Origin of the sequence: Exiguobacterium sp. s161, from assembly GCF_018619045.1 — a bacterium.
GTDB classification, from domain to species: domain Bacteria; phylum Bacillota; class Bacilli; order Exiguobacteriales; family Exiguobacteriaceae; genus Exiguobacterium_A; species Exiguobacterium_A indicum.
This window is the reverse complement of sequence record NZ_JACSNH010000001.1, coordinates 806,640-830,527: the sequence shown is the minus strand read 5'-3', so window position 1 is coordinate 830,527 and position 23,888 is coordinate 806,640. Positions and strand designations below refer to the sequence as shown.

Annotated in this window: 23 protein-coding genes; 6 read left to right on the top strand and 17 right to left on the bottom strand. The window is 45.9% G+C overall.

Going from position 1 to position 23,888, the window contains the following annotated elements:
* The first annotated feature begins 277 nt into the window (after window positions 1–277).
* Window positions 278–1,171: a COX15/CtaA family protein gene (locus tag KNQ14_RS03995; protein ID WP_023468831.1), complete on the top strand. Its 894-nt coding sequence runs from the start codon at window positions 278–280 to the stop codon at window positions 1,169–1,171.
* Between the two features lie 47 nt (window positions 1,172–1,218).
* On the opposite strand, the gene KNQ14_RS03990 is transcribed toward KNQ14_RS03995, so the two are convergent.
* The 4 genes from KNQ14_RS03990 to KNQ14_RS03975 form a co-directional block, all read right to left on the bottom strand.
* Window positions 1,219–2,574, bottom strand: coding sequence for a cryptochrome/photolyase family protein (locus KNQ14_RS03990; protein WP_214859711.1), 1,356 nt, complete (start codon window positions 2,572–2,574; stop codon window positions 1,219–1,221).
* Window positions 2,575–2,649: 75 nt separating this feature from the next.
* Window positions 2,650–6,084, bottom strand: a complete 3,435-nt coding sequence (locus tag KNQ14_RS03985; RefSeq protein WP_214859709.1) for a pyruvate carboxylase — start codon at window positions 6,082–6,084, stop codon at window positions 2,650–2,652.
* Window positions 6,077–7,348 (bottom strand): FtsW/RodA/SpoVE family cell cycle protein, encoded by a 1,272-nt coding sequence (locus tag KNQ14_RS03980; protein ID WP_064299603.1) that lies wholly within the window; start codon window positions 7,346–7,348, stop codon window positions 6,077–6,079. The genes KNQ14_RS03985 and KNQ14_RS03980 overlap by 8 nt, the downstream gene beginning before the upstream one ends.
* A 70-nt stretch (window positions 7,349–7,418) precedes the next feature.
* Window positions 7,419–7,697, bottom strand: coding sequence for an Fpa/YlaN family protein (locus tag KNQ14_RS03975; protein WP_023468835.1), 279 nt, complete (start codon window positions 7,695–7,697; stop codon window positions 7,419–7,421).
* 123 nt (window positions 7,698–7,820) lie between these two features.
* Between KNQ14_RS03975 and KNQ14_RS03970 the strand changes: the two genes are divergently transcribed.
* Window positions 7,821–8,282, top strand: a complete 462-nt coding sequence (locus KNQ14_RS03970; protein ID WP_064299602.1) for a hypothetical protein — start codon at window positions 7,821–7,823, stop codon at window positions 8,280–8,282.
* A 39-nt stretch (window positions 8,283–8,321) separates the two neighbouring features.
* On the opposite strand, the gene KNQ14_RS03965 is transcribed toward KNQ14_RS03970, so the two are convergent.
* Both KNQ14_RS03965 and KNQ14_RS03960 read right to left on the bottom strand, forming a co-directional pair.
* Window positions 8,322–9,638, bottom strand: coding sequence for a PhoH family protein (locus tag KNQ14_RS03965; protein WP_050677545.1), 1,317 nt, complete (start codon window positions 9,636–9,638; stop codon window positions 8,322–8,324).
* Window positions 9,639–9,678: 40 nt separating this feature from the next.
* On the bottom strand, window positions 9,679–10,131 hold the full coding sequence (locus KNQ14_RS03960; RefSeq protein WP_214859707.1) for a PNPOx family protein: 453 nt from the start codon (window positions 10,129–10,131) through the stop codon (window positions 9,679–9,681).
* Window positions 10,132–10,248: 117 nt separating this feature from the next.
* Between KNQ14_RS03960 and KNQ14_RS03955 the strand changes: the two genes are divergently transcribed.
* A complete protein-coding gene (locus KNQ14_RS03955) occupies window positions 10,249–10,452 on the top strand; it encodes a YlaI family protein (protein WP_029342171.1) in 204 nt (67 codons plus the stop codon).
* A 43-nt stretch (window positions 10,453–10,495) separates the two neighbouring features.
* Here KNQ14_RS03955 and KNQ14_RS03950 read toward each other — a convergent pair whose 3' ends face one another.
* From KNQ14_RS03950 to typA, 3 genes are all read right to left on the bottom strand, one after another.
* Entirely contained in the window at window positions 10,496–11,590 is a 1,095-nt protein-coding gene (locus tag KNQ14_RS03950) for a PQQ-dependent sugar dehydrogenase (RefSeq protein WP_214859705.1), read from the bottom strand.
* Window positions 11,591–11,712: 122 nt separating this feature from the next.
* The gene (locus tag KNQ14_RS03945) at window positions 11,713–12,066 is read right to left on the bottom strand and encodes a YlaH-like family protein (RefSeq protein WP_214859703.1); all 354 of its coding nucleotides are present in this window, start codon (window positions 12,064–12,066) and stop codon (window positions 11,713–11,715) included.
* A gap of 26 nt (window positions 12,067–12,092) precedes the next feature.
* The gene (gene typA / locus KNQ14_RS03940; protein ID WP_023468842.1) at window positions 12,093–13,940 is read right to left on the bottom strand and encodes a translational GTPase TypA; all 1,848 of its coding nucleotides are present in this window, start codon (window positions 13,938–13,940) and stop codon (window positions 12,093–12,095) included.
* A gap of 185 nt (window positions 13,941–14,125) precedes the next feature.
* On the opposite strand from typA, the gene KNQ14_RS03935 reads away from it, so the two are divergent.
* Window positions 14,126–14,296 (top strand): DUF5325 family protein, encoded by a 171-nt coding sequence (locus KNQ14_RS03935; protein WP_023468843.1) that lies wholly within the window; start codon window positions 14,126–14,128, stop codon window positions 14,294–14,296.
* A gap of 41 nt (window positions 14,297–14,337) precedes the next feature.
* Here KNQ14_RS03935 and KNQ14_RS03930 read toward each other — a convergent pair whose 3' ends face one another.
* The 3 genes from KNQ14_RS03930 to KNQ14_RS03920 form a co-directional block, all read right to left on the bottom strand.
* Complete coding sequence (locus KNQ14_RS03930) at window positions 14,338–15,123, bottom strand: inositol monophosphatase family protein (RefSeq protein WP_214859701.1); 786 nt, start codon at window positions 15,121–15,123, stop codon at window positions 14,338–14,340.
* Between the two features lie 124 nt (window positions 15,124–15,247).
* Window positions 15,248–15,436 carry a hypothetical protein gene (locus KNQ14_RS03925; protein ID WP_023468845.1) on the bottom strand — a complete coding sequence of 63 codons (189 nt, stop codon included), beginning with the start codon at window positions 15,434–15,436 and terminating at the stop codon, window positions 15,248–15,250.
* Window positions 15,437–15,718: 282 nt separating this feature from the next.
* Entirely contained in the window at window positions 15,719–15,991 is a 273-nt protein-coding gene (locus tag KNQ14_RS03920; RefSeq protein ID WP_023468846.1) for a UPF0223 family protein, read from the bottom strand.
* 132 nt (window positions 15,992–16,123) lie between these two features.
* On the opposite strand from KNQ14_RS03920, the gene KNQ14_RS03915 reads away from it, so the two are divergent.
* Entirely contained in the window at window positions 16,124–17,611 is a 1,488-nt protein-coding gene (locus tag KNQ14_RS03915) for an aminotransferase class I/II-fold pyridoxal phosphate-dependent enzyme (RefSeq protein WP_035406702.1), read from the top strand.
* 53 nt (window positions 17,612–17,664) lie between these two features.
* On the opposite strand, the gene KNQ14_RS03910 is transcribed toward KNQ14_RS03915, so the two are convergent.
* The 5 genes from KNQ14_RS03910 to pdhA form a co-directional block, all read right to left on the bottom strand.
* The gene (locus tag KNQ14_RS03910; RefSeq protein WP_214859699.1) at window positions 17,665–17,970 is read right to left on the bottom strand and encodes an SAV0927 family protein; all 306 of its coding nucleotides are present in this window, start codon (window positions 17,968–17,970) and stop codon (window positions 17,665–17,667) included.
* A gap of 110 nt (window positions 17,971–18,080) precedes the next feature.
* On the bottom strand, window positions 18,081–19,493 hold the full coding sequence (gene lpdA / locus KNQ14_RS03905; protein ID WP_064299598.1) for a dihydrolipoyl dehydrogenase: 1,413 nt from the start codon (window positions 19,491–19,493) through the stop codon (window positions 18,081–18,083).
* 3 nt (window positions 19,494–19,496) lie between these two features.
* Window positions 19,497–20,789 (bottom strand): dihydrolipoamide acetyltransferase family protein, encoded by a 1,293-nt coding sequence (locus tag KNQ14_RS03900; RefSeq protein ID WP_023468850.1) that lies wholly within the window; start codon window positions 20,787–20,789, stop codon window positions 19,497–19,499.
* Window positions 20,790–20,890: 101 nt separating this feature from the next.
* On the bottom strand, window positions 20,891–21,868 hold the full coding sequence (locus tag KNQ14_RS03895) for an alpha-ketoacid dehydrogenase subunit beta (protein WP_035406692.1): 978 nt from the start codon (window positions 21,866–21,868) through the stop codon (window positions 20,891–20,893).
* 3 nt (window positions 21,869–21,871) lie between these two features.
* On the bottom strand, window positions 21,872–22,954 hold the full coding sequence (gene pdhA, locus KNQ14_RS03890) for a pyruvate dehydrogenase (acetyl-transferring) E1 component subunit alpha (RefSeq protein WP_023468852.1): 1,083 nt from the start codon (window positions 22,952–22,954) through the stop codon (window positions 21,872–21,874).
* A 377-nt stretch (window positions 22,955–23,331) separates the two neighbouring features.
* Between pdhA and def the strand changes: the two genes are divergently transcribed.
* On the top strand, window positions 23,332–23,871 hold the full coding sequence (gene def, locus KNQ14_RS03885; RefSeq protein ID WP_029342180.1) for a peptide deformylase: 540 nt from the start codon (window positions 23,332–23,334) through the stop codon (window positions 23,869–23,871).
* Window positions 23,872–23,888 lie beyond the last annotated feature (17 nt).

Below are 23,888 nucleotides of genomic sequence, written 5' to 3'. Positions count from 1 at the left end.
ACGTAATTTCTTCACAGAAATAACACAGACATGCCACGAAACGTCCTTTTCTCTATAAAAGATACCACATATCGAGGACCGTGACGTATGAAAATACTTTCGACATAATGAACAAAATGTGAAATCTATGTGATTTTCATCACAGTTCACCATATTTACCTAATACTAGAATAGCGTTGTTCTAAAAGATTGCAACCCTTTCAGTACTTTTTATGCGATACTAGACCTATGGAAATCCATGTATTTCGTATTTTTTTAGAAAGGTGGTGTCCAAATCTTGAATCGAAAACTTTCGATGTTTTCAGCCTTCGTCACGTTTACGATGATGATCGTCTTACTGATGGGTGGGACAGTCACAAAAACGGATTCGGGAGATGGTTGCGGAACGGATTGGCCACTCTGTCACGGGGAACTCATTCCGACGAACCCAAGTGTTGAAACGATGATTGAATATAGTCACCGCGCTGTGACTGGAGTCGTTGGACTCTTAATCATCGCCTTATGTCTCTGGACGCTCGTTGCCTTCAAGGATCGATTAGATACGAAGATCTTTGCGTTTCTTGCTTTCATCTTCATGTTGATTCAATCGATCGTCGGTGCTGGAGCAGTCGTTTGGCAACAATCAGACCTCGTCATGGCGTTACATTTCGGGATCTCTTTGATCTCCTTTGCTTCGCTATTGATTTTGACATTGTTGATCATGGAGCGTCCGGGTCAGGAATTCAGGGAATCTGTCCCAGCATTCTTACGGAAGCTCTTGTACGGTCTACTCATTTATACGCTGATCGTCGTTTATACGGGTGCTTACGTACGCCATGTCGGCGCTACATATGCTTGCGTTGGTTGGCCTGTCTGTTCTCAACCTTCCATGACGTTCGAAGCGTGGGTGCAGATGATTCACCGGATCATGGCAGGATTACTGTTCCTGTTCACCTTATTCGTCCATGTCGTTGCGATTCGCTTAAAGCATCGGACGACAACGATTGGTATGGCGTTCGCGACGTTCTTCATCTCGTGCCAAGTCGCCACTGGGGCTTGGATCGTTCTTGGTGGACATGCAACGTATGTGCCGTTACTCCACGCCTTCTTGATCACATGTTACTTCGGGGTCTTATCTTACTTGACGTACCATGCATTCCGAACGCGTAAGGCAAATAGTCGTCTTCAATAAGGTCGTAAAAAAAGGATGTTCCTCAAGCGAGGAACATCCTTTTTTCATTATTTGAATCGAGCAATCGCACGCTTTCGCGCTTCGTCATGTGCGACGATTGGTTCTGGATAGCCATAATCCTTGCGTTGCTCAGCAGTCGGTTCATGAATATACTGCTTTGATAAATCCTTGATTTCCGTGACATACTTTCGAATGAACGCTCCATCCTTATCGAACTTCTTCGATTGAGTCGTCGGATTGAAGACGCGGAAGTACGGGACGGCATCCGTTCCGACCGATGCTGCCCATTGCCAACCCCCGATGTTTGATGCCGCTTCATAATCAACGAGTTTCTTCTGGAAATATTGTTCGCCTTTCTGCCAATCGACCAACAAGTCTTTTGTCAGGAAAGAAGCGACGATCATCCGTAGACGGTTATGCATCCACCCCGTTTGATTCAATTGCCGCATCGCTGCATCAACGATCGGATAGCCCGTCTTGCCTTCACACCACGCCTTGAAGCCCTCTTCATCGTTCTCCCATTCGATTTCCCGATATTGCGTATTGACGGCTTGTCGTTTTGATTCCGGGAAATGCATTAAAATCATGTAATAGAATTCACGCCAGATGAGTTCGGTGATGAAAGTCTGTTTCCCTTTTGATTCTTTTGCCTCCTGAACAGCCGCATAGACGGTCCGAATGCCGACTTCTCCAGTCCGTAAATAGCGAGAAAGTAAACTCGTACCGTCGACAGCAGGAAAATCACGATTCTCTTCGTAGCCTGCAAGCGATTGTTCGACGAATTTCTTCAAGCGTTGTTTCGCCTGCTTTTCACCAGGATGGAAGACGGCTTCCGACTCTGCCTTTTTAAAATAAGCGTTGATGAAACTATTATCGTGCTGACGCTTTTGATAATGATCCCGCAGCGTTTGCCATTTCACTTCATATGGTGTAGGAATGTCTTTTTTCATGAATGCATTCTTATATGGCGTGAATACTTTATAGAACTTTCCATCTTGCTTTTTAATGTCATGTGGGTGAAGAAGATGTCGGTCTAGTAGTCGCTCCGTCTGACGATCTTTACGCTTTTTCATGATTTTTTCATCTCGTGTCTTGAATGGTTCGACATATTCCGCATTAAATAACAAAACGTCCGCATCACCAGTTTCGTCTAAGAAAGCCTGTTCATCGCCTTCGATGAAACGGATTGGCATCTCCTTCTCTTTGCAGGCATCAGAAAACATCTCGAGCGCTTGGAAGAAATATTGTTGCCGTGCTTCATATTCTCCGATGTAATCCGGATTGAGCCAAAAGACGAACTCGACCGTCGCCTTCGGATTTTCATTTAGTAATTCAACAGCACGTGCCAACATGTGGTTATCTTGTAATCGAAAATCACTTCGTACCCAACAAATAATGTTCAATCGTATCCTCTCCCACTACGTATTGAATGAAAAACAGGCAGCCCGCCGAGCGTGCGCCTGTTTTTCGTTGTGACCTTATATGAATTCAATCAGTAAGTCTTGACTCGCGATGGCTTCGCCTTCCTTGACGTGGACGGCTTTGATTTCACCGTCTTCCGGTGCTTGGATCGTCGTTTCCATCTTCATCGCTTCCGTGACGAGGAGTTGCTCTCCTTTACGGACACGTGTACCCGTCTCGACGAGTACCTTCAGCACGCTACCCGGCATTGAGGCACCGATTTGTTTCGCATTGCTTCGATCTGCTTTTGGACGACTTGATGAACTTTCCTTAATACTGATGTCTTTGACTTCGACTTCACGAGGAACACCGTTCATCTCATAATAGATCGTCCGCATACCATGATCGTCTGGCTGACCGATTTGAATCAACTTGAGGTAGAGTGTCTTGCCTCGTTCGATTTCAACCTCGATCGTCTCACCTAGACGCATTCCATGGAAGAACGTATTCGTATCAAGAACAGAGATATCGCCATATCGCGCGACATACGAACTGTAGTCCATGAAGACTTTTGGATAGAGCGCGTAAGCGAGTGCATCAAATTCTGTAACGGGACGTTCAAGTTTTTCGAACAACTCATGTTTGATCGCGTCAAAATTGAGTGGATCCATCATCTTACCTGGACGTTCTGTCAGCGGAGCAGCTCCCTTGAGAATAGCCTGTTGAACGTCTTGCGGGAAACCATCTGGTGGTGTTCCGAGCTCCCCTTTCATCAGTTCGACGACTGAATCCGGGAAATCAAGTCCACTTGCACGGTGCAAGACATCCTCTTCTGTCAGATGATGTTGAACCATGAAGAGTGCCATGTCTCCAACGACTTTTGACGATGGTGTGACTTTGACGATATCGCCAAACAGCATATTGACACGCGCATACATCTCTTTGACTTCAGACCAACGATCCGCAAGTCCAACCGCTTTTGCTTGTTGCTGTAAGTTCGAATACTGTCCACCCGGCATCTCATGGTCGTAGACCGTTGGATTCGGTGCAATCATATCGAGTTCGAATGCTTGATACAGATGACGCACGTCCTGCCAATAATCCGAAATCTGTTCAAACTTCTGTGCTGATACGAGCGGTTGACGTGGATGACCACTTAAGGCATGAATCAAGCTACCACCCGCTGGCTGACTCGTCAGTCCCGACATGCTTGATGCCGCGACGTCTACGACGTCGACACCTGCATCAATCGCACGCGCATACGTATAAATCCCGTTCCCACTCGCATCGTGTGTGTGGAGATGGATTGGTAGCGATACCGCATCTTTAAGTGCTGATACGAGTGCGTAGGCTGCCTCCGGTTTCAAGAGACCCGCCATATCCTTGATGGCAATGATATGAGCGCCGCTTTCTTCCAGTTGTTTCGCCAGATTGACGTAATACGGCAGGTGATATTTCGGTCGATTCGCATCGAATAAATCCCCTGTATAACAGACAGCTGCTTCCGCGATTTTACCTGTCGGCAAGACCGCATCGATGGCAAGTTGAATCGACTCCGGGTTATTCAAGCTATCGAAGATTCGGAAGACGTCGACTCCTGCCTGCGCCGCTTCCTTGACGAACGTGTGAATGACATTGTCCGGATAGTTTTTGTAACCAACGCCGTTCGCACCACGAAGCAACATTTGAATGAGGACGTTCGGCATCTTTTCACGTAATTTCATCAGACGAACCCATGGATCCTCCGACAAGAATCGATACGCGACATCAAACGTCGCGCCTCCCCATGCTTCGACCGAAAACAGTTCAGGGAGCAGTTTCGCCTCCGCTTCGGCGATCGCAACGAGGTCCTTCGTCCGCATCCGAGTCGCAAGGAGCGATTGATGGGCATCACGGAATGTCGTATCCGTCAACAACACATTCTCTTGTGCTGCCAACCACTTCGCAACAGCTTCCGGACCTTCTGCATCGAGGATCGCTTTCGCACCCGGTGTATAGTCTGCCGGAAGATTTTTTGGAATCCGGACGTCACGCGCAAGCGGCTTGTCCAATTTCCCGATTCCCGGGAATCCATTGACAGAAACCTCTCCGATGTACGTCAAGAGCTTCGTTCCCCGGTCTTGGCGTTTCGGGAAGATGAATAATTCCTGTGTATCATCGATGAACGAAGTGTTGTAATCGCCACTAACGAACGCATGGTGTTTCAAGACGTTGCTCAAGAATGGGATATTCGTCTTAATCCCACGGATTCGGAATTCACTTAAGTTTCGACGCATCTTCGCGACCGCTTGGTCATACGTCAAACCGTGTGTCGAGATTTTAACGAGCAACGAATCATAATATGGTGAAATTTCTGCTCCGACATAGGCATTCCCACCATCAAGACGTACTCCAAAACCGCCTGGTGAACGATAGGCCTTGATCTTCCCTGTATCCGGCAAGAAGCCGTTTTCCGGATCTTCTGACGTGATCCGGCTTTGAATCGCAAAACCAAGCATCTTGATGTCTTCTTGTTGCGGAATACCGACGAGGTCACTATGTAACGATTCGCCTTCAGCGACACGAATTTGCGTCTGAACGATATCTACGCCCGTAATCATCTCCGTGATCGTATGCTCGACTTGGACACGTGGATTCACTTCGATGAAGTAAAACGATTCATCTTGTGTCACGAGAAATTCGACCGTACCCGCATTTTCGTATCCGACATGTTTCATCAGTGTGACGGCAGCGTCACAAATCTTTTTACGCCCTTCGTCTGATAGCGTAACACATGGCGCCACTTCGACGACTTTTTGGTGACGACGCTGTACGGAACAATCACGTTCAAACAAATGAATGATGTTCCCATGGGCGTCACCGATGATTTGAACTTCAATATGTTTTGGTCGTTCGATTAGTTTTTCGACGTAAATCTCATCCGAACCGAACGCTTTCAAGGCTTCAGATTTCGCACGTTCGATCATGTCTGGAAGTTCTTCTTCTGTCCGGACGACACGCATTCCGCGTCCACCACCACCAAGCGATGCTTTGACCATGAGTGGATAGCCTGCTTCCTTTGCGAACGCATACGCTTCATCAATGGATGAGATCGGACCATCCGTTCCCGGAATGACAGGAAGACCGGCTTCAATCGCAGTCGTCCGTGCACGTACTTTATCCCCGAACTTATACAGGTGCTCTTCTTGCGGTCCGATGAAGATGATTCCTTCTTCACGGCAACGTTTGGCTAGCTCAATATTCTCAGAGAGGAAACCATAACCAGGATGGATCGCATCACAATCGGCTTTTTTCGCTGTTGCGATGATATCTTCAATGTCGAGATAGGCTTCGATCGGTTTTTTACCTTCTCCGATCCGGTACGCTTCATCGGCTTTATAGCGATGAAGAGAACCCATGTCCTCTCGCGAATAAATGGCAACGGTACGAATACCGAGTTCTGTCGCTGCACGGAAAACGCGAATCGCGATCTCCCCGCGGTTTGCTACGAGAATCTTCTGGATTTTAGTCAACTGATGCTCCCCCTTTAGTTAATGAGCTCGTGGCACTCATCGAACGTGCAGTCTGCACTTCTTTATGATACGCCATCCGATATTTGTTTTGCATGGAAATGTTTGCCATCACACCAAGCATCGTACTCATGACAAGTAACGACGACCCACCGTAACTGATGAATGGCAAGGTGACACCTGTACCTGGAAATAGACCAGACATGGCCGCGATATTGATACATGTCTGGATGAAGATGATACCGGATATCCCGAGAGCGAGCATACTCGAATAAAGCGAGACACACCGATTAGCGATGATCGCCCCTTGAATCATCAGATAGAACAATAGACCGAGTACGACAAGAACCCCGATGAATCCGAGTTCCTCCGAGATGATCGACATGATGTAGTCGGTTTCAGGCTCTGGCAGATAACCATACTTTTGAAAACTATTCCCGAGACCTACTCCGAATAATCCCCCATGGGCAATTGATATGACGGAGTTGATGAGCTGATATCCCTTACCTTCTGCGTCAAGGAAGGGATTTAAACTTGCTTGAATCCGTTGCATCTGATTATCCGAAAAATTATTCCATGCGTACAAGAAGATGATTGGTACGGTGACGACACATAACATGATGTAACCACTAGGTAATCCAACTGCGAATAAAATCATCGCCGTGATGAGTAACAGAATGAACAATCCGCCGTCATCCGGTTGCATGCGAATGATGATCGCGTAAGGTGCAAGTAATACAACCATCGGAATCAAGATCCAGTCCGAGAAACTAAGTAAAATCCGTCTTCCTGGAGACGTCGCTGGAATTTGACGATGGATAAAGTGATGGACGATCCCAATCACGCCGTCCATTTTCCCTTTGTGCTTTTGATCAAAATAACTCGCAAGTCCGACGACGAGCACGAATTTACAAAGCTCGATTGGTTGAATCAAGAAGATACCGAAGTTCAACCATGCGCGAGCCCCGTTTAGTGGTGCCGAAAACAGCGTCGCCATCAACATCAACCATGTAATCGCGTACAAGAGTAAACGAATCACTGGTCCACGGAACACCTCATGATTGATTTGTGAAACGAAAAGGAACAGCACGATCGCCATCGCATCAAACATCAACTGCTTCTCAAAGAAGGACGTATTCGCATAATCTCCACCGTTCCACACGCTCGCACTATAGACCATGACCGTACTGATCGCCATGAGGATGAGCATCGTAAAGAAGAGACCATAGTCAAAAAATGCTCGTTTTTCTTTAAACTTCGCTAACATATGTACACGTCCTTTTTTCATTTTCTAAAAAAAAATACCCAAACGCCGCATTTCACGTTTGAGTAGAAAATCAGCACGTCTCCGCATCATGTAAATCAGATAATTGCTGTTCAAGTGATTCGAGTAATTGTTTCCCCTCACCCGCATCAATCAGTTCAAGACGTACCGCAAAATCAATTTGACGGGATAATCCGAACATTTGTGTATCCAATACTTCCTCGTAAAGAGGACATTGTGGCATCGTTAAATTCGCAAGCTGGACCTCGATCAACCGGCGGATTTTTTGTGCATCCGCTTCTAGTAGCTCAAGAGCGCGCTGGCGATGAACTGTCTCGATTTCAGTTGACAATCCAATCCCTCCTCATCAAATGACGCGTTCCTGTTATAGCTAAACTTTACCTTACTTTCGCCAACAATTCAACGTTTCGGTATAATGGATTTGTTGGACTTACACATTTAGGGGGTAGAACAAATGATTTTTCCGATTAACGGTAAAGTACGGCATCAGTTAACGATTGATCCGACAGTCTGGATCTTTGATGAACGAAAGGTAGCAATCGAGAAAATCGGGCAACCAGCCGACACAAGTGAACAAGAAGCGTACTACGCGAAAATGGGGGCTGCGTGGGATAAAGGCATCATGGAAGGCAGTCGTACGGATCACAATCGTCCGATGACACGTGCTGAAAAAGAAGCCGCGCTTCAAGGGTCATTCGCAATGGCTCTTGCACCGTTCATCCGGAATGCCGAGCTTTTACCGGATGCGATCGCCATTCGTTTCGAAGGCGAAGAAACGGTCGAACTTCCACTTGAGCAACTCGACGAAGTGTATCTGCAGTTCTCACAAGACGGCAAAGTGTTAGCAGATGGACCCGTTCATCTGTTACACGGACAACAGATCGTCAAATCCGTTCATACGGTTACCGTCATATAAGGAAAACGTGGTGCGCCTGAATAGACGCACCACGTTTTTTCATAGTAAATCGGCTGCGAGGCGTGCCAAGTTCGAGCGCTCCCCTTTGACGAGTTTGACGTGTCCCGTCATCTTCTCATTTTTGAGTCGTTCTACGGCGTAGGATAGACCATTGGAATACTCATCTAGATACGGATGATCAATCTGCTGTGGATCTCCGACTAACACGATTTTCGAGTTTTCACCGACACGTGTCAAAATCGTCTTGACTTCATGTTTCGTCAAATTCTGCGCTTCATCGATGATGATGAACTGCCCCGGCATACTACGTCCCCGGATGTACGTTAATGCTTCCAGTTGAATCGTCTTCATTCCGGCGAGAATGTTACCTAGTTCGTCTCCCGATCCCGTATTGAAAAGGTGTTCGAGGTTATCGTAGATAGGTTGCATCCACGGACGAAGCTTCTCTTCCATTTCACCCGGCAAGTAGCCGATATCGTTTCCCATCGGTACGACAGGACGAGCAACGACCAGTTTTTTATATTTGTGCTCGTCTTCCACTTGCAGGAGACCCGCAGCGAGTGCGAGTAGCGTTTTCCCGGTACCTGCCTTACCAACGAGTGTCACAAGTGGTACATCGTCACGTAATAATAACTCAAATGCCATCCGTTGTTGAACGTTTCGTGGAATGACGCCCCAGACTTGGTCGACATCGATCGAAAGTGCCCGAATGATCGGCAAGTTCTGATCAACGACGGCGATGGCTGAAGCTTTCGACATGTTACTTTTTAAGATGACGAACTCATTCGGTTGCACTTTTTCTGGCAAGACATCCACCGAAAGCCGTTTGTCCTGATAGAAGGCATCAATATACTCCTGATCGACGGTTACTTCGATGAATCCTGTATAAAGACCGGTCAAATCAGCGATATGATCTGTCATATAATCTTCAGCGACTAATCCATACGCATCCGCTTTGACGCGGACTAAGATATCTTTTGAGACGAGAATGACATCTCGTGGGGTCGCTTCGATTTGTTGTTCCCGATGAATCGACCACGCCAGTTCAATGATCTTATTATCGTTTGATTCATGCGTAAACGGCGAACCTTCATGAATGGAGTCCCCAATATCGACGCGAAGAATACCGCCGTTTCCGAGTGGCACTCCCGCATGAAGCTGACCAGTTTCCCGTAATTGGTCTAAGATGCGAGCTGTTTCTCGTGCATTACGCCCAACCTCATCCATGTTGCGTTTTTTTCCATCTAGTTCTTCTAGTACGATCGCTGGTATAACGACGTCGTGCTCCTGGAATTGGAAAAGAGAAAGTGGATCGTGAAGCATGACATTAGTATCAAGTACGTATATTTTTTTCATTCCATCGTTCGCCCCTTTAGAGTCGAGTTTGTGATGAATGTTACGCTTTTAGGATGCGATGAACGAGTTGATCCAACCGTTCGGCTGCCTGTTCATCGTATGTTTTTTCGATAGTTGGTCGTTGTGTGACAGCTGCTCCGTAAAACAAGATGTCACGCACCTCCTCAACGCGTCCCTCATAAAAAGCGAGTGGCAACGGAAGGTCTTCTTGCGGCGTAAACGCCTTGACGTCCGTACACGTTAAGCTGTACGTCGACTGATCTGCAAAAAAGATCAATGTGAAGACCGGATGTTCTCGTAATGTTTTAACGAGATGAGAATCTGCTTCGATTGTAAATCGAACCGTTTGCGAATCCGTCGCATGTACCCAACTGATTGCATGTGTGATGGGCCAATGTTTGGATTGATCATGCGTAATCAAAAAAACGAGTGGTAATTGCGATAGTGCTTCTAGTTGACCTGAGTTGAGCTGTTGTTCAACTTTATTTGCCATGACATCACCCCCTCTACGACTTAGTGATGATATTTCGATATATACTTCTCGTTTCCCTTTTTTACATCTGAATAATCTTCTAATATGATATACTAAGAAAAAAAGGGAGGACCTGGCATGCGAGTGAAATGTACGATTTGCGATAAGCGTGAAACGATTGATGATTGGTCCTTCACGGCGAAGCGATTACGCAATAAACCTGTTCGTGTCCACATTTGTGATGAGTGTCGATCACGCGTAGAAGAACGGACACTTGAACGCCACGCTTCTGGACAATTTCATTTATACCCGACTTGGGAAACGAAACGAAAACACTGGTAAACAAAAGGTCTGCGGGGAAATTCCCTGACAGACCTTTTGTTGTTCATCGATTGATTCGAACGAGTCGATCATCATCTGCCGATGGATTTCCTCTTCCGTCCGTATTATTTGTAATATAGTAAATTGATGTCTCGTCAATCCAGACATCTCGAATCCGACCTTGGTTTTCGACGATCGTCTTGACTTGCTTCGTCTCTAGATCGATGGTTTGTAATCGTTGTCCGACAAGTGTTGCAAAATAAAGTGTATTCTCTGCCGTTGCAACTCCACTTGGTGCAACAGATTGTTCTCCTACTTCATACCACGGCGTCACCAGTCCATCTGCTTGTTCTTTCCCTTCAATCGTCGGCCATCCATAATTCTTTTGTTCGATTCGATTGATTTCATCGTGCCCACTTTGCCCATGTTCGCTTGCATACAGTTGATCATCGACGAAAACAAGTCCTTGTGGATTCCGGTGACCGAGACTGTAGACGTATCCTTTTTGATTCCCCTCGAACGGTTCTCCTTCAGATGTGATGCGTAAAATCTTTCCTGCCAATGAATCAATGTCTTGCGCCAGTTCAGGATTCGCTGCGTCTCCTGCTGTGACGTAGAGCGCGCCTTCAGGTCCCCATTCTAGCCGTCCACCGTTATGAATCGTCGCTCCGGGAATATCATCGAGTAAGACACGTTCTTCCGTCCACTGGTCACCCTCTTCTTTTATCGCGATGACGCGATTCGTCGCTTGTCCTTGTTTGGCGTACGTATGGTAGACGTATGCCGTCTGATTGTCCTTAAAATCAGGATCAAGTACCATTCCAAGCAATCCACCTTCTCCTTCAGCAAGGACATCCTCTTTCAGCTGAAGGCGCATCCGTTCATAATCACCTTTTTCTCCTTTGACAATCGTTCCTTCTCGTTCCGTGATGTAAAATACCTCTCCTTCTCGGACAATATTCCACGGAGCGTTTAGCTCTTTAAATACGACTCCTTCTTGCGCTTGAGATGATTGCGTTGCTTTTTGATCACCTGAATCCTGTTGATTGTTTTCTTGTGTCGTCTGATTCGTTTCCTCTGTTGACGATTCTTCTGACGTTTGTGTACAGCCCATCAGAATACCCGCTAACAATAGGGGTATGACATACCTTATTTTCACTGTTTTCTCCCCCTTTTAGTATTCTTGTTCCCGCTACGCTTTAAATCATGCATCTGAATTGGCTCAAAAAAAAGAACGAACCTCCGAGGAGATTCGTTCTTTTGATTCATGACACGCTTCCGTCAAGAAGCTGTCCGTTCACGTTCACGCTTGACCATACACATCCGGAAGCGATAAATACCAAGTACGAAGACCATCGCAAGGAGTACTTCAGGAATCGGCCATGTCCAGAAGACAAGCGTCAATGCTGCCGAGAAGACGGCGAGCAAGAGATAGACGATCAGTGATTTCCACCATGCTAGTTCCTTAGCAAATCCTAACTTAAAGACGACAAGTGTCAAGATGACGACGGTAATCATTAAAGGATAAAATCCCGCTTCGATGTTATTCGGATCACTTCCGATACCGAGAAGTTTCGCGATGAACGGAATATCGTATTTCGAGAAATCAGAAGCAACGGCAGCTTGTGCATTCATTGCCAGTCCCCCTATTCGTTCAAGACTTAATCTTTACCTAGACGACGACGTTTTTCTTGCTTTTCACGTTCGTTCTTGTTCAAGACTTGTTTACGGAGACGAACCGATTGTGGTGTGATTTCACAGTACTCATCTTCGTTCAAGAATGTCAACGACTCTTCAAGTGAGAAGACACGTGGACGTTTAAGAACGTTCGTTGAATCTTTTGCAGATGCACGCATGTTCGTTAATTGTTTTGCTTTAACGACGTTGACAGCGAGATCGACATCACGGTTACATTCGCCGATGATCATACCTTCATATACTTCAATACCAGGCTCGATGAAGATCGTTCCGCGGTCTTCAAGAGCTGAGATCGCGTAAGCAGTTGCTTTACCTGTTTCGATTGAGACCATAACACCACTACGACGTCCACCGATATCCGCTTGGATGAACGGACGGTATTCTTCGAATGTGTGGTTCATGATTCCGTATCCGCGTGTAGCAGAAAGGAATTCGTTACGATAACCGATCAAACCACGTGAAGGAACGATGAATTCCATCTTCGTTTGACCGTTGTCCATTGTTTGCATGTTCGTCAATTCACCTTTACGGAGACCGATCGATTCCATGACAGAACCTGTGTACTCTTCTGGTGTATCGATGACGACGCGTTCGAATGGCTCGACTTTGACGCCTTCTTCTTCTTTGATGATTACTTGCGGTTTCGATACTTGAATTTCGTATCCTTCACGGCGCATGTTTTCGATCAAGATCCCGAGGTGAAGTTCCCCACGACCAGAAACGATCCAGCGGTCCGGTGAGTCTGTGTTTTCGATGCGAAGTGAAACGTCTGTTTCGAGTTCTTTTTCAAGACGCTCTTCGATTTTACGTGAAGTAACGAGATCCCCTTCACGACCAGCGAATGGCGAGTTGTTGACGATGAATGTCATTTGAAGCGTTGGCTCATCGATACGTAATAATGGGAGTGGATCAACGTGTGAAGTTGGGCAAACCGTCTCACCGACGTTGATATCTTCCATACCGGCGATCGCGATCAAATCTCCAGCTTTTGCTGTTTCGATTTCGACACGTTTTAGACCGAAGTAACCGAACAACTTTGTAACACGGAAGTTCTTCGTTGAACCATCAAGTTTTGAAAGCGAAACGCTATCACCAACTTTGATTTCTCCACGGAAGACACGACCGACACCGATCCGTCCGAGGTAGTTATCATAGTCAAGCATCGTCACTTGGAACTGAAGCGGCTCCATTGTGTTATCGACAGGCGCTGGTGTGTGCTCAAGAATTAAATCAAGAACGTTTGTGATTGTATCTTCTTGTTTCTCTAATTCAGGTTCAAATGAACTTGAGCCGTTGACTGCCGATGCATAAACGACTGGGAATTCGAGTTGATCTTCGTCAGCTCCGAGGTCGATCAAGAGATCAACGACTTCGTCGACGACTTCAAGAGGACGGACCATCGGTTTGTCAATTTTGTTGACGACGACGATTGGTTGAAGTCCTTGCTCGAGTGCTTTTTTCAAAACGAAACGTGTTTGTGGCATACAGCCTTCACGTGCATCGACGACGAGGATAACGCCATCAACCATACGCATGATCCGCTCAACTTCTCCACCGAAATCGGCGTGTCCTGGCGTATCAACGATGTTGATGCGTGTGTTCTTGTAATCAATTGCAGTGTTTTTCGCAAGAATCGTGATTCCACGTTCCCGCTCGATGTCATTTGAGTCCATTGCGCGTTCTTCGACTTGTTCGTTCGTACGGAACGTACCAGACTGTTTTAAAAGCTCATCGACTAATGTTGTTTTACCATGGTCAACGTGGGCGATGATCGCAACGTTGCGTAAATCATTTCGTACTAATGTTGTCATAGGTGTGTACCTCTTTCTATTCATTTAAATAAATCTTATCATACTTTCGGTCAACTTTAAGAGTATAGCACAGGTAGAGTCCTAATTGGCAATGACTAAGATTCGACATCAGTCCGAAAGCCTTTTCATTATCCTTCATTCACGCTACACTGTTAACGTACTCACGGGTAGAGGGGGAAAAGAACATGCGCCTGCTATTTTTATTACTCGCCATGCTTGCCGTAGGATCCATGGCAGCCATCGGCATCTTCATCGCGGAACAAAACGTCCCGATGACGATCGCCTCTGTCATCTTGATGATTGTTGCGATGGGTGCTGGGTTCGTCTTAAAGGCACGTTTACGAAAACAAGCATGAGCAAAAAGGTTCCTTTCGTTCAAGACGAAAGAAACCTTTTTTCAATCCTCTTGTGTTTGTACGAATGTCAAAACATCTTCAACGAACGTCCGGCTCCCTGCTAGCACACTCGTTTGTTCGAGAAATGACATCGATTCACCTGTGATCGTTCCGACACGCCCACCGACCTCTTCAATCAATAACTGACCGGCTGCGTAATCCCAAGGCATATTACGCATCGTGATATACCCGTCAACACGCCCTGCAGCTGTCCATGCGAGTTCAAGTGATGCTGCACCGATTGCTCGTACACCTACTGCGTGTCGTACGAGTGGCGCAAGACGATCCGTATTGATTCGACGATTTGGTGTCACCCAGGTCGCGTTCATACAGATGATTGCTTCTTTAACACTCCGCTCCTCGATTTGTGGTAATCGTATGCCGTTTTGATAAGCACCATGTCCTTTGATGACATGGAACAACTCGTCCGCCATGACATCGTAGACGAATCCATAACGTAACTCACCATCTATCATGATCGCAATCGAGATGGCAAACATTCGTTTTTGACGGATAAAGTTCATCGTTCCATCAATCGGATCAACGAACCAGATCGTGCCTTCGAGTGTATCGGGTCGAGCGATTCGCCCTTCTTCCCCATAAATATGATGATTCGGATAGCGATCTAAAATACCTTGAATCAATAAATCCTCGACGGCTTGATCAATCTCTGTCACTAAATCGCTTTTTCCGGTTTTTTGTTCGACGTGATACGAACCATCAATTTTTTCGCGAATGTACTTTCCCGCTCGTTTGATCAAATCTATCGCATCCAACTCAATCTGCATTTAAGTTCACTCCTTCATCGTTGTTTCCAGCTTCTTCTATAGTAACAAAAAAAGAAAACCAGCGAACAGTTCGCTGGTTGAAGAGTTGATATTTTATTATAAGGTAGAGATCGGAACGTTGAAATCAAGCTTCAAGACGTACCATCTCTTGACGATATTTTTCGAGGCGCTCTTTACTTGCGCCAACAGCTTCTGCGTCACTTGCCACCATCGCATCGTGTAATGTAGCAAGCTCATAATCGATTTCGAGACGCAATACAGGAATGCGTTTTTCTGCATCTTTTCTCTTGTATGCTTCTATCACTTGTTTCACAGTAACCACACTCCTTCGCGGGATAAACAGAGGTTTAATTTGTCAGATAATTGCGACTTATTAGTGGATTGAATCTATAATAGTACGATTCAACTTAGATGTAAAGCATCTAATTTTAAAAAATACAGTTTCACATATTTGTAAGACCAACGTCTTGTATGTAGTATATAGCCGCTTCCTTTCCACTTTAAACAAATGTTGATCATTTCCCGCACATTTCCAGTCGGATTAAAAGATAAGACTCCTATACGATCGCATAGGAGTCTTATCTTCATGATCCAATTATTTCTTCATACGAACAATCGGTTCTTCCTGACGTTTCGCTTGTTGCATCGTCCGATAACTCGAGCAGCCGGTCTCTTCCATATAAAACTGATCCCACTGTTTTTCCTCGGATTTCGAGGTGACGATTTGCTTGAATTCACGATACGCTTCGAGCAACCGTTGTCGTTCAACACCTGTCTCATACGCTTGCTCGACTAAATTAAAGAAGTCGATGACTTTCACGATTTCTTCAGTCGACCAATCGGAATTGAGCGGATAATTCAATGCCATCATTCCCACTTCCTTTCTGCACTTTTCTATTTTACACGGAAAAGAAGCATAAAACAGTTGCAACCGTACGAAAACTTGTTATAGTTAGCTTGTTTGATTGTATTTTTATTCGGTTTTAAGGGGGGAAATCTGGTGCAAACAAAAAGCTTAACACAGCTCGATACACCTTTATTCGATGCGCTACTTGCGCATGCGAAACGTCAACCAATTCAATTTCATATTCCCGGTCATAAAAATGGTCAAGGAATGGATCCAGCCTTTCGATCGTTCATCGGTCAGAATGCGCTCGATATCGATTTAATCAATATCGCTCCCCTTGATGATCTCCATCATCCAAAGGCAATCATTAAAGAGGCTCATCAATTGGCAGCTCAAGCCTTCCATGCCGACGAAACGTTTTTTTCCGTACAAGGAACTTCAACGGCCATCATGGCGATGATCATGAGTGTCGTCGGACCTGATGATAAAATTCTCGTTCCTCGGAACGTGCATAAATCGGTGATGTCAGCTATCGTTCTTTCTGGTGCGCATCCGATTTTCATTCACCCTGAATTCGATGAGACATTCGGAATCGCGCACGGTATCACACCAAGCGCGGTAGAACGTGCCCTTGCACTTCATCCCGATACAAAAGCAGTTCTCGTCATCAACCCGACCTATTTCGGCGTTGCTGGTGACTTAGAGAGCATCGTCAAGCTTTCCCATAGTAAAGGTATTCCGGTACTCGTCGACGAAGCACACGGCGTCCATATCGCATTCCACGAAGATATGCCGTTGTCAGCGATGCAAGCAGGAGCTGATCTTGCCGCAACCAGCGTGCATAAACTCGGTGGCTCACTTACAGGAAGCTCTGTCCTGAACGTTCGTCGCGGACTTGTCTCTCCAGATAAAGTTCAAGCAGTGCTCTCGATGTTGACGACGACATCAACATCTTACCTGTTACTCGCTTCTCTTGACTGCGCTCGGCGTCATCTTGCGATCAACGGTGAAGCGATGAATCGTCGGGCCCTTGAACTTGCGACACGGATGCGCTTTGGATTAGCGAAGCTTCCTTATCTCGCCGTTTTCGGTGAATCTGATCTGCATTCGAGTGCTACGTTCGCTTTTGATCCAACGAAAGTGCTTGTTTCCGTCAAAGGACTTGGCATTTCTGGTCACCTCGTCGAAGAGTTCTTACGCGAAGAACATCGGATCGAAGTTGAACTTTCTGATTTGAATAACATTCTCGTCATCATCACGTCTGGTGATTCGGAAGAGACGATTGACGCCTTCTTACATGCGATGTCATTACTTGTCGCACGTTATCAAAATAATGGCGCCGAAACAACTGATCATTCGATTGTTCTTCCAGACATCCCAGCGCTTGCTCTCAGTCCTCGTGATGCGTTCTATGAAGAGACAGAGACGATTCCGTTGGTCGATGCGGTCGGACGGATTTCAGCTGAATTCATGATGGTATATCCACCTGGTATTCCTATCTTCATCCCAGGGGAGATGATCACGGCAGACAACCTTGCCTATATTAAAGAAAACATCGAAGCCGGTCTTCCGGTTCAAGGTCTCGAGGATCATTCGCTCGAGACAATCAAAGTCATTCAACAATCGAATGCGATTCGTTAAAAATGCAAAAGCAGCCATCCTCATTACTCAGGATGGCTGCTTTTTTGAACCTTTCATTCGGCGTATTCATCGTTTGGTGAACAAGGAATGAATGCTGCAAATGCTTCACCGATTACTGCGACATCCTCTCGTTCAATCGCAAATGTACGAATTAAGACCTCTCCATTCAACACATCCTGTTGATCGAGTAACGCTGACTGACCACCGGTTAAACTGACGACGAGTACTTTCCCGAAGAATTGTCCCGTACAGACGACAGCAAAATCATAGCGGGCGAGTGCAGTCGTCCAGCCGACAAAACGAACCTTATCCATTTCCGATACGTAATACAGCTCCTCTAAGGTAGTCACGGATTCCATGTGCGTCCACCCTCTCCGATTTTTACTTTTTCTTTTCCTTTTTTGTATCAAGACCAAACAAAAAAACACCTCATACACGGTCGGCTCCCCGTGTATGAGGTGTTTCGATATTATTTAATGATGTGGATTGGGCTACCGATTGCAACTTCAGCAGTTTCCATTGCGATTTCACCGAGTGATGGGTGTGCATGGATTGTGAGTGCGATATCTTCAGCTGTCATACCAGACTCGATTGCGAGTCCCATTTCAGCGATCATATCAGATGCGCCTGTACCAGCGATTTGCGCGCCGATCAAGAGACCATCTGATTTACGAGTGATCATTTTCAAGAAGCCGTCTGGCTCGTTGAGTGCAAGTGCACGACCATTCGCAGCGTAAGGGAATTTAGACGCGATGTAATCGAGCCCTTCTTCTTTCGCTTGTGCTTCCGTGTAACCGACTGTAGCGAGTTCTGGATCTGTGAAGACGACCGCTGGAATCGCGCTGTAGTCGAGGTATGCAGGGTGTCCTGCAGCTGCTTCAGCAGCAATTTTAGCTTCGAATGAAGCTTTGTGTGCAAGTGGTGGTCCTGGAACGATATCACCGATTGCGTAGATGTTTTCGTTTGAAGTACGGCACTGATCGTCGATTTCGACAAGACCACGGTCGCTGACTTTGACTTCTGCCATTTCAAGACCAAGATCACCAGTGTTCGGACGGCGACCGACAGTAACGAGGACGTAGTCCGCTTCAACTGTTTGTGCTTCACCGTTGACTTCGAATGTTACTTTAACGCCATCTTCCGACTCTTCTACACTTTGAGCAAGTGCTTCGTTGTGGATTGTGATGTTACCTTTTTGTTTGAGCTTTTTCTTAACGACTTGCGTCATAGCAGGCTCGAAACCAGAAAGGATGTCTTTTGTTCCTTCAAGAATGACGACTTCTGTATCGAAGTTCGCATACGCTGTACCAAGCTCCATCCCGATGTATCCGCCACCGATGACGATGAGTTTTTTCGGGATTTCAGGAAGGTTCAATGCGCCTGTTGAAGAAAGGACGCGTTTTGACCATTTGAAAGCTGGAAGTTCGATTGGAGTCGAACCTGTCGCGATGATACATTTCTTGAATTTGTAAGGAGTCGAAGAATCTTCGTTGATGATACGGACTGTATCTTCTGATTGGAAGTAAGCTTCCCCAACGACAGTCTCGACTTTGTTCCCTTTAAGAAGACCACTAACGCCGCCAGTCAATTTGTTGACGACAGATTGTTTCCAAGATTGAACTTTCGAGAAATCGACAGTTGCATTCTCAGAAGTGATCCCCATATCGCTTGCACCTTTAGCATGCTGGAAGTTATGTCCTGCAGTGATCAAGGCTTTTGATGGGATACATCCAACGTTTAAGCAAACACCGCCGACGTTTTCACGTTCAACGATTGTTACTTTCATACCGAGTTGCGCGCCGCGGATTGCAGCAACGTAACCACCAGGGCCAGCCCCGATTACGAGTAAATCTGTTTCTTGTGCGAATTCACCTACTACCATTGCTTATCCCTCCATGATGAGAAGTTGTGGGTCGTTCAATAGGCGTTTAACTAAGTTAAGCGCGTTTTGTGCAGTTGCACCATCGATGAGACGGTGGTCGAAGCTGAATGAAAGTGCAAGAACTGGTGCAGCAACGATTTCGCCGTTTTTGACGACTGCTTTTTCAGCAATACGGCCGATACCGAGGATTGCAACTTCTGGGTGGTTGATGACTGGTGTGAACCACTGACCGCCAGCAGAACCGATGTTAGTGATCGTGATTGATCCACCTTTCATCTCTTCGCCAGAAAGTTTACCTTCGCGTGCTTTACCAGCAAGATCGTTGATGTCGTCAGCGAGTGAGAAGATCGATTTACGATCTGCATCTTTAACGACTGGTACGACAAGACCGTTGTCTGTATCTGCAGCGATACCGATGTTGAAGTAGTTTTTGTAGACGATTTCTTCGTTTACATCGTCGATTGATGCGTTGATTGCTGGGTATTTTTTAGCAGCAGCAGTCAATGCTTTTACGACGAACGGAAGGTAAGTCAATTTCGTACCTTGAGCAGCCGCAACTTCTTTGAAGTTTTTACGGAGTGCTACGAGGTTCGTAACATCGACTTCGTCCATGAGTGTTACGTGTGGAGCTGTATGTTTCGAGTTAACCATTGCTTTCGAAATCGCTTTACGGATTCCTTTGATTTTCTCGCGTGTTTCAAGTTCAGGTTGAGCAGCAACGTATGGCTTAACTTCTGTTTTTGGTGCAGAAGCAGCTGCAGCTGGTGCTTTTTCTTCTGTTGCTGGTGCTTCAGAAGTTTGACCACCGTTTGCGAATGCATCAATGTCTTCTTTGACGACACGACCGTTGTCTCCAGAACCTTGGACTTCACGGATGTCGACACCTTTTTCACGTGCATATTTACGGACAGATGGCATCGCGATGACGCGTTCTGATTTATGGATTTGAACCTCGTTTGGTTTGTCTTCCACTTTTTGATCCGTATCTTGAACGTCTTTCGCGTTGTCTTCAGCTTTTGGTTGCTCTGCTTCTTCAGAAGGAGCAGAACCTTCGCCTTCGACTTCGAAAGTGATGAGGACGTCGCCAACAACAGCTACGACACCTTCGTCAACTTTAACTTCTTTAACAGTACCATCAACTGGTGATGGGATTTCAACGACTGCTTTATCGTTTTGTACTTCAAGAAGAACGTCGTCTTCCTTGACAGTGTCGCCCGCTTTTACGAACCACTTTACGATTTCACCTTCATGAATACCCTCACCGATATCCGGCAATTTGAATTCAAATAAACCCATTTGAATATGCCTCCTTTTAGTTCACTCTTCTAGTCGATTGTTATCTGTAAAAACGGAAGCAAGGAGAGAATGGACCCCTCTCCTTATTTTCCGAAATGCTCTTAGAAATTGTAGACAGTTTTGACTTTCTCAACGATATCTTTGTGATCTGGGATCCAGACGTCTTCACCTTGTGCGAATGGGAAGATTGTATCTGGAGCAGCAACACGAAGAATTGGCGCTTCGAGGTCAAGGATTGCACGTTCTTGGATTTCAGTTGCAACCATTGCAGCGATACCCGCTTGTTTTTGTGCTTCTTGAACGACGACGACACGGTTTGTTTTCTTGACAGAAGCAAGAATCGTATCGATGTCGATTGGGCTGATTGTCATCAAGTCGATGATTTCGACGCTGATGTTTTCTTTTTCGAGCTCTTCAGCTGCTTTAAGTGAAGCGTGTACCATCGCACCGTAAGTGACGATTGTTACGTCTGTACCTTCACGTTTAACATCAGCTTTTCCGAGTTCGATCGTGTAATCGCCCTCTGGCACTTCACCGCGGAATGAACGGTAGAGTTTCATGTGCTCGAGGAATACGACTGGGTCGTTGTCGCGGATTGACGCGATCAAAAGACCTTTTGCATCGTAAGGTGTTGAAGGAATGACAACTTTAAGTCCTGGTGACTGAGCCATGAGTCCTTCGAGGTTATCTGCGTGAAGTTCCGGTGTTTTAACACCGCCACCGAATGGTGAACGGATTGTAACAGGTGCATTGTATGTGCCGCCTGAACGGTAACGTAGACGCGCAAGTTGTGCTGCGACTGAATCGAATACTTCGAATACGAATCCGAAGAATTGGATTTCCATGATTGGACGGAATCCTGTCAGACTGAATCCGACAGCAAGACCACCAATACCTGATTCCGCAAGTGGTGTATCGAAGACGCGGTCTTCGCCGAGCTCATCTTGAAGACCTTCTGTCGCACGGAATACCCCACCGTTTTTACCGACGTCTTCACCGAACAAGAGAACTTGTTCGTCGCGTTTCATCTCGACGCGCATTGCGTCAGTGATCGCTTGGATCATCGTCATTTGTGCCATGGGTTATTTCGACTCCTTTGCTGTATACTCATCAAGCTGCTCTTGCAGGTTTTGTGGAAGCTTTTCAGCCATCACGTTGATGAAATCTGTAACTTTTTGTTTTGGTTCTTTGTCAGCTTGTGCAAGTGCTTCCTTAACGTCAGCTTTTGCTTGCTCGATGACTTCATTCTCTTTATCTTCGTTCCAAAGACCTTTTGCTTCCATGAAAGCACGGAAACGGACGAGTGGATCTTGTGCTTGATACTCATCATCCATGTCTTTTGTACGGTAACGTGTTGGATCATCACCAGCGAGTGTGTGTGGTCCATAACGGTAAGTCAATGTTTCGATCAATGTCGGAACACCGTTGAGTGCTTCAACACGCGCTTGTTTCGTAGCTGCGTATACAGCAAGAACGTCCATACCGTCGACTTGGATACCATTGATCCCAGCAGCGACAGCTTTTTGAGCGATTGTTTTCGCCATAGATTGTTTTTCAACAGGTGTCGAGATTGCGAAACGGTTGTTTTGAACGACGAAGATTGCAGGTGCTTTGAAAGCTCCAGCGAAGTTCATACCTTCATAGAAGTCACCTTGTGAAGAACCACCATCACCTGTGTAAGTGATTGCGACTTGTTCTTTACCGCTTTTCTTAAGACCGAGAGCAACACCAGCCGCTTGAACGATCTGCGCACCGATGATGATTTGTGGCATTAAGACGTTAACACCCTCAGGGATCTTACCACCTGTGATGTGACCGCGTGAGAACAAGAATGCTTTGTAAAGTGGGAAGCCATGGAAGACCATTTGTGGAATATCACGGTATCCAGGAAGAATCCAGTCATCTTTATCCAAAGCGAATTGTGTACCGATCATTGACGCTTCTTGTCCAGCTACTGGAGCGTAGAAACCAAGACGTCCTTGACGGTTAAGTGAGATTGCACGTTGGTCCCAGATACGTGTGTATACGAGACGGCGCATTAATTCCGTAAGCTCTTCATCCGAGAGGTCTGGCATAGCGTCTTTATTGACGACTTCACCTTTCTCGTCAAGAATGCGGAACGTTTCAAAGTTTTCTTCCACGTTTTTAAACATGTTTACGTTCATCTTTTCACCTCATCCTTTCACTGCGTTCAGCGAAATATTCCTCTGACTGATTTGCCCACATGACAATAGTGTCCAAAAAACGAAGTCCCGTGTGACTATCCTTTGAACATGTGTCTGTGTACCTATTCAGTTGAGTAAACTGTATTATCATGAATCGACACGTTATAGTGTCTTGTTCATTACGTTACAAGTATAAATCTGTAACACCTTAAAATCAAAGGAAATGTTTTATTTTTTTCGCGTTTCACATTGTGAATTCAATCACAAAACTAGAATATTCCATCTTCTGTATCATTCGATATTTTCCTACTGTGTTAGTTGTCATCATTCCCCACTTTCCTATGCTATACTTTTTGTAGACGAAAGGAGTGTTGTTCATGATCACCATGAATGAAATCGTACGCGAAGACGTTCCTGCTCTTCACGAACGGTCAGTAGAAGTGACCTTCCCTCTCAGCGATGAGGATAAGGAAACGATGCGACTCATGCGCGAGTTCCTCGCCAACAGTCAAGATGATGAAATTGCGAAGAAATACGATTTACGAAGCGGCATTGGACTTGCAGCACCACAAATCGGTGTCAACAAGCGCATGTTCGCGATCCGCTTACCGGATGGTGATGATTTATTGGAATTTGGTATCTATAATCCAAAAATCATCAGTCATTCCGTCGAGCAGACCTATTTAACAGGCGGCGAAGGATGTCTGTCCGTCGATCGTGAAGTCGAAGGACATGTACCGCGCTATATGCGTATTACCCTAACTGGCATCGATCATAACGGAAATCCTATAAAATTACGTTTAAAAGGGATGAAAGCAATCGTCTGCCAGCATGAATACGATCATCTAGATGGCGTCATGTTCTATGATCGGATTGATAAAAAAGAACCATTCAAGGAATACGGTCCTGCCACGTAATAAAAAAATCCTCGTTT

Coding starts and splice junctions, on each gene's coding strand:
- KNQ14_RS03930 (WP_214859701.1), bottom strand. CDS start 15,123: ATGCAGATTGAGTTGGATGCGATAGATTTGATCAAACGAGCGGGAAAG.
- KNQ14_RS03955 (WP_029342171.1), top strand. CDS start 10,249: ATGCGAGTGAAATGTACGATTTGCGATAAGCGTGAAACGATTGATGAT.
- def (WP_029342180.1), top strand. CDS start 23,332: ATGATCACCATGAATGAAATCGTACGCGAAGACGTTCCTGCTCTTCAC.
- typA (WP_023468842.1), bottom strand. CDS start 13,940: ATGACAACATTAGTACGAAATGATTTACGCAACGTTGCGATCATCGCC.
- KNQ14_RS03965 (WP_050677545.1), bottom strand. CDS start 9,638: ATGAAAAAAATATACGTACTTGATACTAATGTCATGCTTCACGATCCA.
- KNQ14_RS03900 (WP_023468850.1), bottom strand. CDS start 20,789: ATGGGTTTATTTGAATTCAAATTGCCGGATATCGGTGAGGGTATTCAT.
- pdhA (WP_023468852.1), bottom strand. CDS start 22,954: ATGAACGTAAACATGTTTAAAAACGTGGAAGAAAACTTTGAAACGTTC.
- KNQ14_RS03980 (WP_064299603.1), bottom strand. CDS start 7,348: ATGTTAGCGAAGTTTAAAGAAAAACGAGCATTTTTTGACTATGGTCTC.
- KNQ14_RS03935 (WP_023468843.1), top strand. CDS start 14,126: ATGCGCCTGCTATTTTTATTACTCGCCATGCTTGCCGTAGGATCCATG.
- KNQ14_RS03960 (WP_214859707.1), bottom strand. CDS start 10,131: ATGGCAAATAAAGTTGAACAACAGCTCAACTCAGGTCAACTAGAAGCA.
- KNQ14_RS03945 (WP_214859703.1), bottom strand. CDS start 12,066: ATGAATGCACAAGCTGCCGTTGCTTCTGATTTCTCGAAATACGATATT.
- lpdA (WP_064299598.1), bottom strand. CDS start 19,493: ATGGTAGTAGGTGAATTCGCACAAGAAACAGATTTACTCGTAATCGGG.
- KNQ14_RS03910 (WP_214859699.1), bottom strand. CDS start 17,970: ATGGAATCCGTGACTACCTTAGAGGAGCTGTATTACGTATCGGAAATG.
- KNQ14_RS03920 (WP_023468846.1), bottom strand. CDS start 15,991: ATGGCATTGAATTATCCGCTCAATTCCGATTGGTCGACTGAAGAAATC.
- KNQ14_RS03970 (WP_064299602.1), top strand. CDS start 7,821: ATGATTTTTCCGATTAACGGTAAAGTACGGCATCAGTTAACGATTGAT.
- KNQ14_RS03895 (WP_035406692.1), bottom strand. CDS start 21,868: ATGGCACAAATGACGATGATCCAAGCGATCACTGACGCAATGCGCGTC.